Annotated in this window: 14 protein-coding genes; 9 read left to right on the forward strand and 5 right to left on the reverse strand. The window is 69.9% G+C overall.

Annotation, left to right across the window (positions count from 1 at the left end; genetic code table 11):
- The first annotated feature begins 29 nt into the window (after positions 1–29).
- From uvrA to ACH0A8_RS05770, 9 genes are all read left to right on the forward strand, one after another.
- Complete coding sequence (uvrA, locus tag ACH0A8_RS05730; RefSeq protein ID WP_245171061.1) at positions 30–3,065, forward strand: excinuclease ABC subunit UvrA; 3,036 nt, start codon at positions 30–32, stop codon at positions 3,063–3,065.
- On the forward strand, positions 3,066–5,177 hold the full coding sequence (gene uvrC / locus ACH0A8_RS05735) for an excinuclease ABC subunit UvrC (RefSeq protein ID WP_066654439.1): 2,112 nt from the start codon (positions 3,066–3,068) through the stop codon (positions 5,175–5,177). It begins immediately after the preceding gene.
- 108 nt (positions 5,178–5,285) lie between these two features.
- Positions 5,286–6,197 (forward strand): RNase adapter RapZ, encoded by a 912-nt coding sequence (rapZ, locus tag ACH0A8_RS05740; protein ID WP_066654437.1) that lies wholly within the window; start codon positions 5,286–5,288, stop codon positions 6,195–6,197.
- Positions 6,198–6,273: 76 nt separating this feature from the next.
- Positions 6,274–7,254, forward strand: a complete 981-nt coding sequence (whiA, locus tag ACH0A8_RS05745) for a DNA-binding protein WhiA (protein WP_209682494.1) — start codon at positions 6,274–6,276, stop codon at positions 7,252–7,254.
- A 260-nt stretch (positions 7,255–7,514) separates the two neighbouring features.
- Positions 7,515–8,525, forward strand: a complete 1,011-nt coding sequence (gap, locus tag ACH0A8_RS05750) for a type I glyceraldehyde-3-phosphate dehydrogenase (RefSeq protein WP_058749583.1) — start codon at positions 7,515–7,517, stop codon at positions 8,523–8,525.
- Positions 8,522–9,739 carry a phosphoglycerate kinase gene (locus tag ACH0A8_RS05755; protein WP_066654427.1) on the forward strand — a complete coding sequence of 406 codons (1,218 nt, stop codon included), beginning with the start codon at positions 8,522–8,524 and terminating at the stop codon, positions 9,737–9,739. Before gap ends, ACH0A8_RS05755 begins: the two co-directional genes overlap by 4 nt.
- Positions 9,740–9,782: 43 nt before the next feature.
- A complete protein-coding gene (gene tpiA, locus ACH0A8_RS05760; protein WP_406906794.1) occupies positions 9,783–10,562 on the forward strand; it encodes a triose-phosphate isomerase in 780 nt (259 codons plus the stop codon).
- Positions 10,563–10,682: 120 nt separating this feature from the next.
- Positions 10,683–10,934 (forward strand): preprotein translocase subunit SecG, encoded by a 252-nt coding sequence (secG, locus tag ACH0A8_RS05765; protein ID WP_058727797.1) that lies wholly within the window; start codon positions 10,683–10,685, stop codon positions 10,932–10,934.
- Between the two features lie 3 nt (positions 10,935–10,937).
- A complete protein-coding gene (locus tag ACH0A8_RS05770) occupies positions 10,938–11,297 on the forward strand; it encodes an RNA polymerase-binding protein RbpA (RefSeq protein WP_066654425.1) in 360 nt (119 codons plus the stop codon).
- 293 nt (positions 11,298–11,590) lie between these two features.
- On the opposite strand, the gene pgl is transcribed toward ACH0A8_RS05770, so the two are convergent.
- The 5 genes from pgl to tkt form a co-directional block, all read right to left on the reverse strand.
- Complete coding sequence (gene pgl, locus ACH0A8_RS05775) at positions 11,591–12,361, reverse strand: 6-phosphogluconolactonase (protein WP_251155013.1); 771 nt, start codon at positions 12,359–12,361, stop codon at positions 11,591–11,593.
- Positions 12,362–12,467: 106 nt separating this feature from the next.
- Positions 12,468–13,412: a glucose-6-phosphate dehydrogenase assembly protein OpcA gene (locus ACH0A8_RS05780; RefSeq protein WP_066654421.1), complete on the reverse strand. Its 945-nt coding sequence runs from the start codon at positions 13,410–13,412 to the stop codon at positions 12,468–12,470.
- Positions 13,409–14,947: a glucose-6-phosphate dehydrogenase gene (zwf, locus tag ACH0A8_RS05785; RefSeq protein ID WP_271825696.1), complete on the reverse strand. Its 1,539-nt coding sequence runs from the start codon at positions 14,945–14,947 to the stop codon at positions 13,409–13,411. The genes ACH0A8_RS05780 and zwf overlap by 4 nt, the downstream gene beginning before the upstream one ends.
- A 191-nt stretch (positions 14,948–15,138) precedes the next feature.
- Positions 15,139–16,251, reverse strand: a complete 1,113-nt coding sequence (tal, locus tag ACH0A8_RS05790) for a transaldolase (protein WP_066654417.1) — start codon at positions 16,249–16,251, stop codon at positions 15,139–15,141.
- A gap of 156 nt (positions 16,252–16,407) precedes the next feature.
- On the reverse strand, positions 16,408–18,501 hold the full coding sequence (gene tkt / locus ACH0A8_RS05795) for a transketolase (RefSeq protein WP_209682499.1): 2,094 nt from the start codon (positions 18,499–18,501) through the stop codon (positions 16,408–16,410).
- Positions 18,502–18,740: the final 239 nt, after the last annotated feature.

The raw sequence follows: 18,740 nt of genomic DNA on the forward strand, positions 1-18,740 counted from the left end.
GTCGGTCCTGCTTCGTAGAATCGTCTGCGATGACCATCACCTCTGACCGCGGAACCGCGACCCCGGGCCGGAACGCCTTCGGCGAGCCTGCAGACCTCCACATCCCCGGCGGGACGGCGCCGCACAGCACCTCGACGCTCAGCGTCCGGGGCGCTCGCGTGCACAACCTCCGCGACGTCGACCTCGAGATCCCTCGGGACTCGCTCGTCGTGTTCACCGGGCTGTCCGGGTCGGGCAAGTCCTCGCTCGCGTTCGACACGATCTTCGCCGAGGGCCAACGGCGCTACGTGGAGTCGCTGTCGGCCTACGCCCGGCAGTTCCTCGGCCAGGTGGACCGGCCCGACGTCGACTTCATCGAGGGCCTGTCGCCGGCGGTCTCGATCGACCAGAAGTCGACGAACCGGAACCCGCGGTCGACCGTGGGCACCATCACCGAGGTCTACGACTACATGCGTCTGCTCTGGGCGCGCATCGGTGTCCCGCACTGCCCCGTCTGCGGCGAGGTGATCAGCAAGCAGAGCGTGCAGCAGATCGCGGACCAGCTCATGGAGTTCGAGACCGGCACGCGCTTCCAGGTCCTCGCGCCGGTCGTCTCCAAGAAGAAGGGCGAGTTCGTCGACCTCTTCCAGGAGCTCGCGGCCTCGGGGTACGCCCGTGCGATCGTCGACGGTGAGCGCATCCAGCTGAGCGACCCGCCCAAGCTCAAGAAGCAGGTCAAGCACGACATCTCGGTGATCGTCGACCGTCTCGTGGCGAGCGACGACATCCTCGGCCGCCTCACCGACTCGCTCGAGACCGCCCTGCGGTTGACGAACGGCACCGTGGCGATCGACCTCGTCGACCACGAGGGGCCCGGCGCGGTCCGGACCTACTCCGAGAACCTGTCCTGCCCGAACAACCACCCGCTCGCGCTCACCGAGATCGAGCCGCGGACCTTCTCGTTCAACGCACCGTTCGGTGCCTGCCCCGAGTGCTCGGGCCTCGGTACCCGCATGTCGGTCGACCCCGACCTGGTGCTCGGCGACCCCGAGGCCTCGCTGCGAGACGGCGTCCTGCTGCCCTGGACGGGCACGAGCGGGCTGTACTCGTACTTCGAGAAGCTCCTCGCGGGTCTCGGCAAGGACCTCGGGTTCGGCCTCGACACCCCGTGGAACCAGCTCGACCCGTCGGTGCAGGCCGCGATCCTGACCGGCAAGGACTTCCAGGTCTCCGTGTCGTGGAAGAACCGTTTCGGCCGCGAGATGCGGTACACGAGCGGGTTCGAGGGTGTCATGCCCTACATCGAGCGCAAGTTCGCCGAGGCCGAGTCGGACTCGCAGCGGCAGCGCTTCCAGGGCTACCTGCGCGAGGTCCCCTGCCCGGTCTGCGACGGCACGCGCCTGAAGCCCGAGGTCCTCGCCGTGACGGTCGACGGTCGCAGCATCGCCGACGTGACCGACATGTCGCTCGACCAGGCGTACGGCTTCATGGAGGAGCTGACGCTCACCGAGCGTGAGGCGCACATCGCGGCCGCCGTCCTCCGCGAGATCCGCGCGCGGCTCGAGTTCCTGCTCGAGGTCGGCCTGAACTACCTGACCCTCGCACGCGGAGCCGGCGGGCTCTCCGGCGGCGAGGCGCAGCGCATCCGGCTCGCGACGCAGATCGGATCGGGCCTGACGGGCGTGCTCTACGTGCTCGACGAGCCGAGCATCGGCCTGCACCAGCGCGACAACCGTCGGCTCATCGACACGCTCGTCAAGCTCAAGGACCTCGGCAACACCCTCATCGTCGTCGAGCACGACGAGGACACCATCCGCACGGCGGACTGGGTCGTCGACATCGGACCGGGCGCGGGCGTGAACGGCGGCAAGGTCGTGCACTCCGGCTCCTACGAGGGCATCATCGCGAACCGCGAGTCGGTGACCGGTGACTACCTGGCAGGTCGGCGCGCGATCGAGGTGCCCGCCGAGCGACGGAAGATCAACCCGAAGCGCGTCATCAGCGTGCAGGGCGCCCGGGCGAACAACCTCAAGCAGGTCGACGTCGACTTCCCGCTCGGTGTCTTCACCGCGGTGACCGGCGTCAGCGGCTCCGGCAAGTCGACCCTGGTCAACGACATCCTGTACAAGGTGCTCGCGAACCAGCTCAACGGCGCACGGCACATCGCCGGCAAGCACACCCGCGTGAAGGGCCTCGACCAGCTCGACAAGGTCGTGCACGTCGACCAGGCGCCGATCGGCCGCACCCCGCGGTCCAACCCGGCGACCTACACCGGCGTGTTCGACCGCATCCGGCAGCTCTTCGCCGAGACGCCCGAGGCGAAGGCGCGCGGCTACCAGCCCGGTCGCTTCAGCTTCAACGTCAAGGGCGGCCGCTGCGAGAACTGCTCGGGTGACGGCACGATCAAGATCGAGATGAACTTCCTGCCCGACGTCTACGTGGCGTGCGAGGTCTGCGGCGGTGCGCGGTACAACCGCGAGACGCTGCAGGTGCACTACAAGGGCAAGGACATCTCCGAGGTCCTCGACATGCCGATCAGCGAGGCGGCCGAGTTCTTCGAGCCGATCTCGGCGATCCACCGCTACATGGCGACGCTCGTCGACGTGGGCCTGGGCTACGTGCGCCTCGGGCAGAGCGCGACGACCCTCTCCGGTGGCGAGGCCCAGCGCGTCAAGCTCGCGACGGAACTCCAGCGCCGCTCGAACGGCCGCACGGTCTACGTGCTCGACGAGCCGACGACCGGCCTGCACTTCGAGGACGTCCGGAAGCTGCTGCTCGTGCTGCAGAGCCTGGTCGACAAGGGCAACACCGTGATCACGATCGAGCACAACCTCGACGTGATCAAGTCCGCCGACTGGCTGGTCGACATGGGACCCGAGGGCGGCGCCGGTGGCGGTACGGTCCTGGCCGTCGGCACCCCGGAACACGTGGCCGACGTCCCCGAGAGCCACACCGGTGTGTTCCTGCGCGAGATCTTCGATGCGCAGGACGCCCGTGTCGGCAAGGAGCAGGCGGTCGGTGCGCGTCAGGCCACGCAGAAGCACCAGGGCGGGCAGCAGAGCAAGCAGAAGGCGGGTGCTCGGTAGGTGGCGGACACCGTCTCCTGGCGGCCGAAGGCGGGGGAGATCCCGACCGACCCAGGCGTCTACCGGTGGCGTGACGAGGCCGGTCGGGTGCTCTACGTCGGCAAGGCGAAGAACCTCCGCGCCCGCCTGAGCAACTACTTCGCACCGCTGCCGACCCTCCACGAGCGCACCCGACGCATGGTGCTCACGGCCCGGAGCGTCGAGTGGACCACCGTCGGCTCCGAGATCGAGGCACTGCAGCTCGAGTACACGTGGATCAAGGAGTTCGACCCGCCGTTCAACGTCAAGTTCCGGGACGACAAGTCGTACCCGTACATGGCGATCACCCTGGGCGAGGAGTCGCCGCGGGTGATGGTGACGCGGAACCGGAAGATCAAGGGCGCGAAGTACTTCGGGCCCTACCCGAAGATCTGGGCGGTGCACGACACCATCGACCTGATGATCAAGGTGTTCCCGATCCGCACCTGCTCGGACTCGTCCTACAAGAAGGCGATGCAGACGGGCAAGCCGTGCTTCCCGGGCCAGATCGGCAAGTGCGGTGGACCCTGCTCGCAGAAGGTCACCATCGCCGAGCACCGGGCGATCGTCGAGGAGTTCGTCCGGTTCATGGGCAGCTACGACCGCAGGGTGATCACGACCCTGCGGCAGCGCATGGCCGCGGCCGCCGACGCCATGGACTACGAGCAGGCGGCGCGGTACCGCGACCAGGTCGGTGCCCTCGAAGCGGTGCTCGAGAAGTCGGCGGTGGTCCTCCGTGACTCGGTCGACCTCGACCTGTTCGGTGTGGCCGAGGACGAGCTCGCCGCCGCCGTGCAGCTGTTCTCCGTGCGCGGCGGGCGCATCCGCGGTGTCCGGGGGTGGGTGGTCGACAAGGAGCTCGACATCAGCACCGGTGACCTGGTCGAACAGATCGTCCAGGGCCAGTACGCGACGAGCGACGACGTCCCGCGCGAGGTCGTCGTGCCGGAACTCCCCGAGGACGCCGAGGCCCTGCAGCAGTGGCTCAGCGAGCGGCGCGGCAGGCGCGGCACGAAGCTCAGCACGGCCCAGCGGGGCGACCGGGCGGGCCTCGCGCGCACGGCCGCCCAGAACGCCGCGCAGGCGCTCATGCTCTACAAGACGAAGCGCAGCGCGGACTACACGACCCGGTCGGCTGCCCTCGCCGACATCCAGGACGCCCTGGGCATGACCGAGGCCCCCCTGCGGATGGAGTGCTACGACATCTCCCACCTGCAGGGCACGAACGTGGTGGCGTCGATGGTGGTGTTCGAGGACGGGCTCCCGCGCAAGGACCAGTACCGCCGCTACACGATCGCCGAGACGACCGACGACACCGACAGCATGTACCAGGTGCTGTCGCGACGGCTGGCGCGCCTCGACGAGGACGCCGCGGTGCCGGACGTCCCGGACGCCACGAGCGAGGACGTCGTCGAGGGCACGAAGCCGACGAAGCGGTTCGCGTACCGTCCGCAGCTGCTCATCGTCGACGGCGGCCAGCCCCAGGTCCAGGCGGCCAAGCGGGCGATGGACGAGGCCGGCGTGCACGACATCGCCCTGGTGGGCATCGCGAAGCGCCTCGAGGAACTGTGGTTGCCCGACGACGACTTCCCGGTGATCATGCCGCGCAACTCCGAGGCGCTCTTCCTGATCCAGCGGATCCGTGACGAGGCGCACCGGTTCGCGATCACGCACCAGCGGACCCGCCGGAAGCGCGACGTCCGGTCGCAGCTGTCGGAGATCCCCGGGCTCGGCCCGACCCGGGTGAACGCCCTGCTGAAGCACTTCGGGTCGGTCGCGCGCCTGCGTGAGGCGACGGCGGAGCAGATCGCCGAGGTGAACGGCGTCGGGCCGGCCACCGCGGCGGCGGTCGTCACGAAGCTCGCGCAGACGCCCCGCAGCGCGCCGGAGGGGAGCCCGCCCGGAGGAAGCGTGCCGGAGGCGAGCGACGCCGACCCTGCCGGGCGCGCAGCCAGCACCCCCGGTCCGGAGCGGACGACGGACCCGGACGCGCCCGCAGCAGCCGCCGCGGAGGAGCCGAGCCGCGCCTCCCGGCCGGTCGGCCCCGTCCGCGTCCCGGACGTCTCCGCCGACGGCCCGTCGCGTCCACGGTGACCGGCCCCGCTCCGAGCGCGGGACGGTAGCCTGGACGCGCAGCCGAGACCCGAAGCCGAGACCTCCCCGGGCCGTGGCCCGGGCCGCCACGACGGAGCCCTCCCACACATGAGCGACACGAGCGACGACCGAACAACCCCGACGTCCGCGTCGCAGCAGCACGACATCCTCATCGTCACCGGCATGTCCGGCGCCGGCCGTTCCACGGTCGGCAAGGCGCTCGAGGACCTCGGCTGGTACGTGGTCGACAACCTCCCGACGCAGATGCTCGGCCCGCTCACCGAGCTCGCGGACCGTGCCGGGGAGAAGATCCCGAAGATCGCGACCGTCGTCGACGTCCGCGGCGGACGGTTCTTCACCGACCCGGAGCAGGCGGTCGAGCAGGTCCGTGCCAGCACCTCCGCCCGGGTCCGGGTGCTCTTCCTCGAGGCGACGGACGCCGTGCTCGTGCGCCGCTTCGAGCAGGTCCGCCGGCCGCACCCGTTGCAGGGCGACGGGACGCTGCTCGACGGCATCGGCCTCGAGCGTTCGCGGCTGTCCGGGCTGCGCGAGGCCTCCGACGTCGTCATCGACACCTCGGACCTGAACATCCACCAGCTCGCCAACGCCGTCACGGAGCGCTTCGCCGACGACCACTTCGTCGGGGTCCAGGTCACGCTCATGAGCTTCGGGTTCAAGTACGGGCTGCCCGCCGACGCCGACATGGTCGCGGACGTGCGGTTCATCCCGAACCCCTACTGGGTGCCGGAACTCCGCCCGCACACCGGCCTCGACGCCCCCGTCTCGGAGTACGTCCTGTCGCAGCCGGGCGCCCGCTCGTTCGTCGAGCGGTACGCTGCCGTGCTCGAGCCCGTGCTGGCGGGATACCAACGCGAGAACAAAAGACACGCTACGATCGCCATCGGCTGTACCGGCGGCAAGCACCGCTCGGTCGCCGTCGTCGCCGAGTTGGCGAACCTCCTCCGCGGGATGTCCGACGTCGCCGTGCGTGTGAAGAACCGAGATCTCGGCCGGGAGTGACCGTTCCTCCGGCCGCTCCACACCCACGTGCGCCGGACCCGCGGACCCCACCAGAGAAAACGTTAGGAATGATGCTGTGCCGTTGACTGCCGAGGTCAAGGACGAACTGGCCAGGGTCGTCGTGAACCGCAACACGGTCCGCGCCGCCGAACTCGCGACCATCCTGCGGTTCGCGGGCGGCCTGCACGTCATCTCGGGCAGGATCGCGGTCGAGGTCGAGCTCGACACCCGGATCATCGTCCACCGCGTGCGCAAGGACCTGGCGGAGCTGTACGGCGTGCGGAGCGAGGCGTCGGTGGGGTCGTCCGCGTCCTCCCGCCGCGGCACCCGCTACCTGGTCCGCGTGCTCGAGGCGGGGGAGACGCTCGCCCGCCAGACCGGGCTCATGGACGCGCGCCGTCGCCCGGTGCGTGGCCTGCCGAACCGTCTGACGACCGGCAACCGCGAGGACCTCGCCGCCATCTGGCGCGGTGCGTTCCTCGCCTCCGGCACGCTGACCGACCCCGGTCGCGCCGCCGCGCTCGAGGTCACCTGCCCGGGCAACGAGGCGGCGATGGCACTGGTCGGTGCCGCCTCGCGCCTCGGGATCGCCGCGAAGGGCCGCGAGGTCCGCGGCGTCCACCGCGTCGTCATCCGCGACGGCGAGGCGATCGGCCAGATGCTCACCGTCATGGGCGCCGCCCGCACCACCGCCGAGTGGGAGGAGATGCGCCAGCGCCGCGAGGTCCGCGCCACCGCCAACCGTCTGGTGAACTTCGACGACGCCAACCTCCGCCGCTCGGCGCAGGCCGCCGTCGCCGCGTGCGCCCGCGTCGAGCGCGCGCTCGAGATCCTCGGTGACGACGTCCCGGACCACCTCAAGTACGCCGGGTCGCTCCGGCTGCAGCACCGTGACGCCTCGCTCGACGAGCTCGGTCAGCACGCCGAGCCGCCGATGACCAAGGACGCGATCGCCGGCCGCATCCGCCGCCTGCTCGCGATGGCCGACAAGAAGGCGGTCGACACCGGCGTGCCGGGGACCGAGGCCAGCGTGCCGGAGGAGCTCGAGGGGGCGTAGCCCCGACCGGCCCCACGACGGACGGGAGGCGCGGTGCCGGCTGGCACCGCGCCTCCCGTCCGTCCGTCCGGGGGAGCGTCCACCACCGTCGGCGGGACCGTCCGGACGGACCGTCATCCGGCGCGGGCGCGCAGTGTCCGACTGCTAGGGTCGTTACGGCGACGTTACGGGGCGTATCGTCCACCACACGTGGGTCCGCAGGGCCGCACGACTCCGAAAAGCAGCGCCCCCGGGGCGCTCCACACCCACCAGGAGATCCATTGACCGTCAAGATCGGCATCAACGGCTTCGGCCGCATCGGCCGTAACTTCTTCCGGGCCGCCCTCGCCAAGGGCTCCGACCTCGAGATCGTGGCGGTGAACGACCTCACCGACAACGCGGCCCTCGCGAACCTGCTGAAGTTCGACTCCATCACGGGTCGTCTCGGCGTCTCCGTCGAGCTCGACGGCGACAGCATCGTCGTCGACGGCAAGCCGATCAAGGTCCTCGCGGAGCGCGACCCTGCGAACCTCCCGTGGGGCGAGCTGGGCGTCGACATCGTCATCGAGTCGACCGGCTTCTTCACCAAGGCAGCCGACGCGCAGAAGCACATCGACGCGGGCGCCAAGAAGGTCATCATCTCGGCCCCGGCGACCGGCGACGACGTCACCATCGTCCTCGGCGTGAACGAGGACCAGTACGACCCCGAGAACCACAACATCATCTCGAACGCGTCGTGCACCACGAACAGCCTCGCGCCGCTCGCCAAGGTCTTCCACGACAAGTTCGGCATCGAGCGTGGCCTCATGACGACGGTGCACGCGTACACCGCCGACCAGAACCTGCAGGACGGCCCGCACAAGGACCCGCGTCGTGCCCGCGCCGCCGCGCTCAACATCGTCCCGACCTCGACCGGTGCGGCGAAGGCCATCGGCCTCGTCATGCCCGAGCTCGCCGGCAAGCTCGACGGCTACGCCCTCCGCGTGCCGGTGCCGACCGGTTCGATCACCGACCTCACCCTCGAGACGTCGTCCGAGGTCACCGTCGACGAGATCAACGCCGCCTACAAGGAGGCCGCCGAGGGCCCGCTCAAGGGCATCCTGCTCTACAGCGAGGACCCGCTGGTGTCGACCGACATCACGACGGACCCGCACTCGTCGATCTACGACTCCGGCCTGACCAAGGTCATCGGCAAGCTCGTCAAGATCACCTCGTGGTACGACAACGAGTGGGGCTACTCGAACCGCCTCGTCGACCTGACCGAGTACGTGGGCGAGCGACTCTCGGCATGAGCCTCCGCACCCTCGAGGACCTCGGCGACCTCGCCGGCAAGCGCGTCGTCGTCCGGTGTGACCTGAACGTCCCGCTCAAGGACGGCACGATCACCGACGACGGCCGCGTGCGCGCGTCGCTGGGCACGCTCAACACGCTCGTCAACGCCGGTGCGCGGGTCATCGTGATCTCGCACCTCGGTCGTCCCGACGGCACGCCTGCGCAGGAGTACTCGCTCGCCCCCGTGGCGCAGCGGCTCTCCGAACTGCTCGGCAAGGAGGTCACCTTCGTCGGCGAGACCGTCGGCGACGAGGCGACCGCGGCCGCCGAGGCCCTCGGGGACGGCGACGTCCTGCTGCTCGAGAACCTCCGCTTCAACCCGGAGGAGACCTCGAAGGACGCGTCGGCGCGCACGGCGTTCGCCGAGCGGATCGCCGCCCTCGGTGACGCGTTCGTGTCGGACGGCTTCGGCGTCGTGCACCGCAAGCAGGCCTCCGTGTACGAGCTCGCGGCAGCGCTGCCCAGCGCGGCCGGCTCGCTCATCGAGTCCGAGCTGACGGTGCTCGAGCGGTTGACCAAGGACCCGCAGCGGCCGTACACGGTCGTGCTCGGCGGATCGAAGGTCAGCGACAAGCTCGGTGTCATCGAGCACCTGCTCCCGCAGGTCGACACGCTGTGCATCGGCGGCGGCATGCTCTTCACGTTCCTCGCGGCCCAGGGTCACGGGGTCGCGAAGTCGCTCCTCGAGCAGGATCAGCTCGACACCGTCCGGGCGTACCTCGCCAAGGCGGACGAGCTCGGCGTGACGATCGACCTGCCGACCGACGTCGTGGTGGCCTCCGGGTTCGCTGCGGACGCCGACCACGAGACCGTCGCGGCCGACGCGATCGAGTCCTCGTCGTTCGGCACGGACGGCATCGGCCTCGACATCGGCCCGGAGACCGCGGCGCGCTTCGCGTCGGCGGTGTCCGGCTCGAAGACCGTGTTCTGGAACGGCCCGATGGGCGTGTTCGAGTTCCCGGCGTTCGCAGCAGGCACGAAGACCGTCGCGCAGGCGTTGACCGAGGTCGACGGCCTCGGTGTCGTCGGCGGTGGCGACTCCGCGGCGGCCGTCCGGTCGCTCGGGTTCTCGGACGACCGGTTCGGGCACATCTCGACCGGTGGTGGTGCGAGCCTCGAGTTCCTCGAGGGCAAGTCACTGCCCGGTCTCGAAGCACTGGGGTGGTCCCGATGACCCGCACGCCGTTCATCGCCGGTGACTCCGGGAAGGACGCAGCATGAACCGCCGTCCGTTCATCGCCGGCAACTGGAAGATGAACCTGGACCACCTCCAGGCCATCGCCACCGTGCAGAAGATCGCGTGGACCCTGAAGGATGCCCGCCACGACCACGACGACGTCGAGGTCGCGGTGTTCCCGCCCTTCACGGACCTCCGCAGCGTGCAGACGCTCATCTCGGCCGACAAGCTCGAGATCCGGTTCGGCGCCCAGGACCTGTCCCAGTACGACTCCGGTGCCCACACCGGTGACGTGTCCGGGGCGTTCCTCGCAGCGCTCGATGCGCAGTACGTCATCGTCGGACACTCCGAGCGGCGCACGCTGCACGGGGAGACCGACGAGGTCGTCGCCGCGAAGACCGCCGCTGCAGTCAAGCACGGCCTCGTGCCGGTGGTCTGTGTCGGTGAGACCGGCGAGGAGCGCGAGCAGCGCGGCGCCGGTGTCGTCCCGGTCGAACAGCTCAAGGTCGTCCTCGAGGCCGTGAAGCCGTCCGAGATCGTCGTCGCGTACGAACCGGTCTGGGCGATCGGTTCCGGTCAGGCCGCGACTGCGGAACAGGCCCAGGAGGACTGCGCCGCGCTGCGTCGCGGGATCGCCGAGGCCTGGGGCGACGACCTCGCCGCCAGCACGCGCGTGCTCTACGGCGGTTCTGTGAAGTCGGGCAACATCGCCGGCTTCCTGCGCGAGCCCGACATCGACGGCGCGCTCGTCGGTGGGGCCTCGCTCGACGTGCAGGAGTTCGCGGCGATCGCGCGCTTCCGGCAGCACGTCGGACTCTGATCCATCCTGCTCAGGCCGGCCACGTCCGCGTGGCCGGCCTGAGCCACGCCCGTGCCGGTGTCGGGGCTGCTCACGCGGCCCGCTACACTTGCAGGGCTGACTTCACACGAAAGGTACGTCGTGGCGATACTCTCCGTCGTGCTGCAGGTCCTGCTCGCGATCACGAGCCTCCTGCTCACGCTCCTCATCCTCCTGCACAAGGGCCGCGGTGGCGGTCTCTCCGACATGTTCGGCGGCGGCGTGACGAGCAACCTCGGGGCGTCCGGCGTCGCCGAGCGCAACCTCAACCGCATCACGGTGATCCTCGGTCTGGTCTGGATCGTCTCGATCATCGTGCTCGGTCTCATCAACAAGTTCACGGCAGGGAGCTGAGCCATGGCAACCGGAGGCAGTGCAATCCGAGGGTCCCGCGTCGGCGCGGGTCCGATGGGGGAGCAGGACCGCGGCGTCCAGGCCGAGCGCGTGGCCGTCTCGTACTGGGACGCCCTCGGCAACGAGGTCGTGCGGTACTTCTCGGCGACCCTGCCGGACGACGAGATCCCGGAGACGGTGGACTCGCCGTCGACGGGTCTGCCGGCCGGCCGCGACAAGGAGAACCCTCCCGTCGTCGCGAAGACCGAGCCCTACAAGACGCACCTCGCGTACGTGAAGGAGCGCCGCACCGAGGAAGAGGCAGCGCAGCTCCTCGAGGACGCGCTGCAGCAGCTCCGGCAGCGTCGCGGTACCGCGAAGTAGCACCTGGCGTCAGAAGGCCCCCGCACCGATCCGGTGCGGGGGCCTTCGTCATCCGCCGGACGTGTCGTCGGTGCCCTCGGTCCTCCGGTCCTGGCTGTTCCGGTCGCAGGACGTGCCGCACGCGGTCGTTCGGGTCGCACGACATGCCGTCGGGGTCGGAGGTGAGTGGCAAGTCGTGCGACCGGAAGCGGGCCGGCGACGTCCGCACGGCAGTTGCGCGGGCCGGCACCGACGACGGACGGGAGGCGCGGTGCCAGCCGGCACCGCGCCTCCCGTCCGTCAGGGGGTCGCGTCTAGTAGGTCGACGCGATGAGGTTCTCGGGGACCTCGCGCGCGGCGTCCTGGTCCACGAAGAACACGGTGCGCTTGCGGCCCTGGACGCCGCCGACGGGGACCTCGTCCACCGCGGCACCGGCCAGCGCGAGGCCGAGCACCGACGCCTTCTCGGCGCCGGACAGGATGACCCACACGCGCTGCGAGGCGTTGATCACCGGGAAGGACAGCGTCAGGCGCTGCGCCGGCGGCTTGGGGGAGTCGTCGACCGTCAGCACGGCACGGTCGGTCACCGCGAGCTGCGGGAACTCGGGGAAGAGCGACGCCGTGTGGCCGTCGGGGCCGACCCCGAGCAGCGTGATGTCGAAGCGGGGCGCGACCGCGCCCTCGGGTGCTGCCTCCTGGAGCTCGCGCTCGTACTGAGCGGCGGCCTCGTCGATGGACAGCCCGGCGTCGGACGGTGCCATCGGGTGGATGTTCGCCTGCGGGATGTCCACGTGCTCGAAGAAGTCCGTCTCCGTGCCGGTGACGTTGCGGTCCGCATCGCCCTCGGCGACCCAGCGCTCGTCGACCCACCACACGTGCACCTTCGACCAGTCCACGCTCTCACGCGCAGGCGACTGCCCGATCGCCGCGAGGACCAGGGTCGACACCGAGCCGCCGCTGATCGCGATGTCCGCGCGCTCCTGCTCGTCCAGCACGTCGATGATCTTCGTGATGAAGCGAGCGGCGACCGACGCGCCGAGGGACTGCTTGTCCGGGTGCACCAGCACCCGTCGTTCGTTGGTCACGTGTCTCCCGTGTTCGTGGCGGCCGACCGGTGCGACCGCCTTCGGTCCGACCGGGGCGGGCGGCGGTCGTGTCGACCGCCGCCCGGACCCCGGCCGTGTGCGGTGCTCAGCCGGCGATGGACTCGCGCAGCTGGGGCACCCCGTGCTTGACGACGTCTCCGAAGAGGACGTCCGCGTCGAGTCTACGGAGTTCCTCTGCGAGGCAGTCGCGCAGGTTCCGTCGGGGCAGCGACAGGTCGTGCGTCGGCTGCCCGGGCATCGACAGGGTCGCGACGTCGACGAGCGAGCGCTCGAGGTCGATCGTGCCCGAGGCACGCTCGAGCTTGACCCCGTGGATGCCGCTCGACCCGGTGGCCCGCGGCGAGGTGACGACGGACACCGGCACCTGCAGCTGCAGCTGGAGCCACGCGGCGAGCAGGATCGTGGACGGGCTGTCGCTCGCACCGGACACCTCGACACCGGTGACGGGCTCGTACGGCGGCTGGTCGAGCGCCGCGGCGAGCTGGTTCCGCCAGAGCGTCAGGCGGGTCCACGCGAAGTCGGTGTCACCCGGCACGTAGGACTTCCCGAGCGCCTCGATCGCGCTGTTCGGGTCCTTCTGCGCGGCGGCATCGGTGATGCGACGCTGCGCGATCCGGCCCAGCGCGGACGCTGCCGGCTGCTCCGGAGCGGCCTGCGGCCACCATGCGACGACGGGGGCGTCGGACAGGAGGAGACCGGTGACCAGGCTCTCCTCGTCCGTCGCGGTCTCGCCGTACGCACGGAGGACGATGACCTCGCTCGCGCCCGCATCGCTGCCGACGCGGATCTGGGCGTCGAGCCGACCGGGGGACTTCGTGTCGCCGTCGTTCTTCGACACGATGATCACCCGCATCGGGTGCTCGCGCGACGCCTGGTTCGCGGCCGAGATCGCCTCTTCCTCGTGCCCGAGGGCGGTCGAGATGATGAGCGTCAGCACGCGGCCGAGGGCGACGGCGCCACCCTCCTCGCGGATGTGGACGAGCTTCTTCTGGATCTTCGAGACCGTGGTGTTCGGCAGGTCGATCTTCATGGACGCCTCCAGGTCCGGCCGTCGCGGGCGAGCAGGGCATCGGCGGACGCCGGACCCCACGTGCCGGGACGGTACTGCTCGGGCTGGCCCTGCGTGGCCCAGAACGCCTCGATCGGGTCGAGGATCTTCCACGACAGTTCCACCTCTTGGTGACGGGGGAACAGGGGAGGGTCGCCGAGGAGCACGTCGAGGATGAGTCGCTCGTACGCCTCCGGCGAGGCCTCGGTGAACGCGTGTCCGTAGCCGAAGTCCATCGTCACGTCGCGCACCTGCGTGCCGACGCCCGGGACCTTCGAGCCGAAGCGGAGCGTGACGCCCTCGTCCGGCTGGACACGGATGACGAGCGCGTTCTGCCCGAGGGGTGCTTGCGTGTTGCCGTAGACGTCCTCGGGGACGCGCTTGAAGACGATCGCGATCTCGGTCACGCGACGGCCGAGGCGCTTGCCCGCCCGCAGGTAGAACGGGACGCCCTGCCAGCGGCGGGTCGCGATGTCGAGCTTGATCGCCGCGTAGGTCTCGGTCGTGGACTCGGGGTCCATCCCCGCTTCCTCGAGGAAGCCCAGGACCTTCTCGCCGCCCTGCCAGCCACCGTCGTACTGGCCGCGTGCCGTCGCCGTGGCGAGGTCCTCGGGCAGGCGCACGGCGGAGAGCACCTTCTCCTTCTCGGCGCGCAGGTCAGCGGCCTTGAACGAGACGGGTTCCTCCATCGCGGTGAGCGCGAGGAGCTGCAGCAGGTGGTTCTGGATGACGTCGCGCGCTGCGCCGATGCCGTCGTAGTACGCGGCCCGACCGGCGACGCCGATGTCCTCGGCCATCGTGATCTGCACGTGGTCGACGTAGTTCGAGTTCCAGATGGGTTCGTACATCTGGTTCGCGAACCGGAGCGTCAGCAGGTTCTGGACGGTCTCCTTCCCGAGGTAGTGGTCGATGCGGAACACGTCGTCGGGCGCGAAGACGCTCTCGACGATCGCGTTCAGCTCGCGCGCGGTGCGGAGGTCGGAGCCGAACGGCTTCTCGACGACCACGCGGCTCCAGGAGCCCTCGCGCTTCTCGGTCAGTCCAGAGACCTTGAGCTGCTCGGTCACCACCGGGAACATCTTCGGCGGGATGGAGAGGTAGAAGGCGTGGTTGCCGAGCGTGCCGCGCTCCGCGTCGAGCTCGTCGACGGTGCGCTTCAGCTCGAGGAAGGCCTCGGGGTCGTCGAACGAGCCCTGCACGAAGCGGATGCCCTGCTCGAGCTGCTTCCAGACGGCCTCGTCGAAGGGGGTGCGGGAGTGGTCCCGGACCGCGTCGTGCACGAGCTGGGAGAAGTCCTGGTCCTCCCAGTCGCGCCGGGCGAACCCGACGAGTGCGAAGCCCGGGGGCAGGAGCCCTCGGTTCGCCAGGTCGTAGACCGCGGGCATCAGCTTCTTGCGGGACAGGTCGCCCGTCACGCCGAAGATGATGAGGGTGCTGGGCCCCGCGATCCGGTTCAGACGTCGGTCGGTCGGCAACCGGAGCGGGTTGTGCTCCGGGGTGATCGCCACCGGTGACATGAGTGTGGACTCCTTGTGGGTCGAACGGAGACGGCGGAGCGCTGCGCTGCGGGGGCAGCGGCGACTCCGCCGTCGTGGTGGTCAGGTCCGGCCGGGAGGCGCGTCGCGGCTCCGGCGGTCGGGTCCTGACCGGGGGTGCCTGCGTCCGGGTGACGGCGGTCCCGTCCTCTGGACGCAGGCTCCGGTCGTGCTTACTTGCTGTTCTCGAGCGCGGTCTTCACCGTGTCGACGAGCTCGCCCCAGGAGACGTTGAACTTGTCGACGCCCTCCTTCTCGAGCAGCGCGACGACGTCGTCGTAGTCGACACCGGCGGCAGCGATCTGGTCCATGACCTGCTGCGCGTCGTCGAACGAGCCGGCGATGGCGTCACCGTGGATCTCGCCGTGGTCGAACGTCGCGTCGAGCGTCTTGCCCGGCATGGTGTTGACCGTGTTCGGCGCGGCGAGCTCGGTCACGTAGAGCGTGTCGGGCAGCGACGGGTCCTTGACACCGGTCGAGGCCCACAGCGGACGCTGCGTGTTGGCACCGGACTCGAGCAGGCCGAGGGCACGCTCGGTGGCGAACTGCTCGGTCCAGACCTGGTAGGCGAGCTGCGCGTTGGCGATGCCGGCCTTCGACTTGAGGGCCTTCGCCTCGTCGGTGCCCGCGGCGTCGAGGCGCTTGTCGATCTCGGAGTCGACACGCGACACGAAGAACGAGGCGACCGAGTGGATCTTCGAGAGGTCGTGGCCCGCGGCCTTGGCCTTCTCGAGGCCACCGAGGTAGGCGTCGATGACGGCGCGGTAGCGCTCGAGCGAGAAGATCAGGGTGACGTTGACCGAGATGCCGGCACCGATGACCTCGGTGATGGCCTCGAGGCCCTCGAGCGTCGCGGGGATCTTGATGAGGACGTTCTCGCGACCGACCTTCTCGAACAGGAACTTGGCCTGCTCGATGGTCTTCTGGGTGTCGTGGGCGAGGCCCGGCTCGACCTCGATCGAGACACGGCCGTCGAAGCCCTTGGTCTCGTCGTAGATCGGCTTGAAGACGTCGGACGCGTTCGCGACGTCCTGCGTGGTGATCTCGAAGATCGCCTCGGTGACGTCGGTGCCCTTCGCCGCGAGCTCCTTGACCTGCGAGTCGTAGCGCTCGCCCTTGGCGAGGGCCGACGCGAAGATCGTCGGGTTCGTGGTGACGCCGACGACGTTCTTCTGCTCGATGAGCTCGGTCAGCTTGCCGGTCTCGAGCAGCTCGCGCGACAGGTCGTCGAGCCAGATGCTGACGCCGACCTCGGAGAGGGCGGCGGTGGGGGTGTTCTCAGCCATGGTTTCTCTTCTTCTTTCGTCGACCGGCCCGGTGCGCGGAGGCGACCAGGGCCGTGTGTGTCGTGGTCTGTGGGCCGGGAGGCGCGGTGGCGGGACCGCCGCGTGCCTCCCGGCAGAGGGGCCGGACCCGGCGTACCGGATCCGGCCCCTCGTGGGTCAGGACGCTGCGATCGATTCCTTGGCGGCGGCGACGACGTGCTCGGTGGTGAAACCGAACTCGGCGAACAGGCGCTGGTAGTCGGCCGATGCACCGAAGTGCTCGATCGACACGCTGCGGCCCTTGTCGCCGACGATGTCGCGCCAGCTCATCGCGATGCCGGCCTCGACCGAGACGCGCGCGGTGACGGCCTTCGGCAGGACCTGCTCGCGGTAGGACTCCGACTGCTCGAAGAACCACTCGAGCGAGGGGGCGCTCACGACGCGGGCGTTGATGCCCTCGCCCTTGAGCTGCTCACGCGCATCGACCGCGATCTGGACCTCGGAACCGGTCGCGATGAGGATCACGTCCGGGGTGCCGTTCGGCGCCTCGGCCAGGACGTACGCGCCCTTCGCGACGTTCTTCGCCGAGGCGAGCGTCTCGCCGGAGGCGTCGCCCTCGCCACGCTCGAAGACGGGGAGGTTCTGACGGCTCAGCGCGATGCCGGCCGGACGGTCCTTGTGCTTGAGCATCTCGAGCCACGCGTACGACACCTCGTTGGCGTCGGCCGGACGGACGACGTCGAGACCCGGGATCGCACGGAGCGCGGTGATCTGCTCGATCGGCTGGTGCGTCGGGCCGTCCTCGCCCAGGGCGATGGAGTCGTGGGTCCAGACGTAGATCGCCGGCGCCTTCATGAGCGCGGCGAGACGGACCGCCGGACGCATGTAGTCGCTGAAGATGAGGAACGTGCCGCCGAAGGGGCGGGTGTTCCCGTGCAGGACGATGCCGGACAGGATCGAGCCCATCGCGTGCTCGCGGATGCCGAAGTGCAGCACGCGGCCGTACGGGTCGGTGCTCCAGGTCTTCGTCGACGCCTCGGCCGGACCGAAGGACTTCGCGCCCTCGATCGTGGTCAGGTTCGACTCGGCGAGGTCCGCCGAACCGCCCCAGAACTCGGGCATGAGCGGCGCGATGGCGTTGATGACCTTGCCGGAGGCGGCGCGGGTCGAGACGGCCTTCTCGGTGGAGAAGACCGGCAGCGCCTCCTCGAGGCCCTCGGGGAGCTCGCCCGCGTTGATGCGGTCGAGCATGGCCTTCTTCTCCGGGTTGGCCGCAGCCCACGCGTCGAAGGTCTTCGTCCACTCGGCGTGCTCGGCCTGGCCCTTGGTGATCGCACCGCGGGTGTACTCGAGCACCTCCGGGTCGACGTGGAAGGTCTTGTCCGCGTCGAAGCCGAGGACCTCCTTGAGGCCCTTGAGCTCGTCGGCACCGAGCGCCGAACCGTGGATCTTGCCGGAGTTCTGCTTGGTCGGCGACGGCCAACCGATGATCGTCTTGAGGACGATGAGCGACGGCTTGGTCGTCTCGGCCTTGGCGGCCTCGACGGCGCGGTGGAGCTCCTCGACGTCCTCGGAGTACTCGCCGGTCTTCTTCCAGTCGACGTGCTGGACGTGCCAGCCGAGGGCCTCGTAGCGGGCCGCGACGTCCTCGGAGAACGCGATGTCGGTGTCGTCCTCGATCGAGATCTGGTTCGAGTCGTAGAAGACGACCAGGCGACCGAGCTGCTGACGGCCCGCGAGGCTCGCGGCCTCGTTGGTGACGCCCTCCTGCATGTCACCGTCACCGGCGATCACGTAGGTGAAGTGGTCGAAGGGCGACTCGCCGTCGGCGGTCTCCGGGTCGAACAGGCCGCGCTCGAAGCGCTGCGCGTAGCCGAAGCCGACCGCCGAGGCGAGGCCCTGGCCGAGCGGGCCGGTGGTGATCTCGACACCGTCGGTGTGGCCGTACTCCGGGTGACCCGGGGTCTTCGAGCCCCACTTGCGCAGGTGCTGCAGGTCCTCGAGCTCGAGGCCGTAGCCGTGCAGGTAGAACTGCACGTACTGCAGGATCGAGGCGTGACCGGCGGAGAGGATGAAGCGGTCGCGGCCGATCCAGGTGGAGTCGCTGGGGTCGCGACGCATCACCTTCTGGAAGAGCAGGTGGGCGACCGGCGCGAGGCTCATCGCGGTGCCGGGGTGACCGTTGCCGGCGGCCTCGACCGCGTCGGCGGCGAGGACGCGTGCCGTGTCGACGGCCTTCCGGTCGATGGCGTCCCAGGTGAATTCAGCCACTTGGATGTTGACCCTTCGTTGTTGCGACATGTGCGAGGGCTCGTGCCATCGCACGGACATGATCGCCGTCCCGGGGCCGTGTGTCGTGTCGCCGTCGAGCGGCGGCCGACCGGCTCTTCGCGGCCGACGTCTTCGGGGCACACGATGCGGGAGGGCGTGTCCAGCATAGTGACCACGCACTCAGAAGGTGTCCAGGTGACGACGGTGCCGTGTCGGGCAGCCGGCCCGGTCGGCGAGGC

This window comes from Curtobacterium sp. 179-B 9B NHS (genome assembly GCF_045370965.1).
GTDB lineage: Bacteria > Actinomycetota > Actinomycetes > Actinomycetales > Microbacteriaceae > Curtobacterium.

What these genes read in the sequence shown, in the direction of transcription:
- rapZ (WP_066654437.1), top strand. Translation starts at nt 5,286, where the DNA reads ATGAGCGACACGAGCGACGACCGAACAACCCCGACGTCCGCGTCGCAG.
- uvrA (WP_245171061.1), top strand. Translation starts at nt 30, where the DNA reads ATGACCATCACCTCTGACCGCGGAACCGCGACCCCGGGCCGGAACGCC.
- tpiA (WP_406906794.1), top strand. Translation starts at nt 9,783, where the DNA reads ATGAACCGCCGTCCGTTCATCGCCGGCAACTGGAAGATGAACCTGGAC.
- tal (WP_066654417.1), bottom strand. Translation starts at nt 16,251, where the DNA reads ATGGCTGAGAACACCCCCACCGCCGCCCTCTCCGAGGTCGGCGTCAGC.
- ACH0A8_RS05770 (WP_066654425.1), top strand. Translation starts at nt 10,938, where the DNA reads ATGGCAACCGGAGGCAGTGCAATCCGAGGGTCCCGCGTCGGCGCGGGT.
- zwf (WP_271825696.1), bottom strand. Translation starts at nt 14,947, where the DNA reads ATGTCACCGGTGGCGATCACCCCGGAGCACAACCCGCTCCGGTTGCCG.
- ACH0A8_RS05755 (WP_066654427.1), top strand. Translation starts at nt 8,522, where the DNA reads ATGAGCCTCCGCACCCTCGAGGACCTCGGCGACCTCGCCGGCAAGCGC.
- ACH0A8_RS05780 (WP_066654421.1), bottom strand. Translation starts at nt 13,412, where the DNA reads ATGAAGATCGACCTGCCGAACACCACGGTCTCGAAGATCCAGAAGAAG.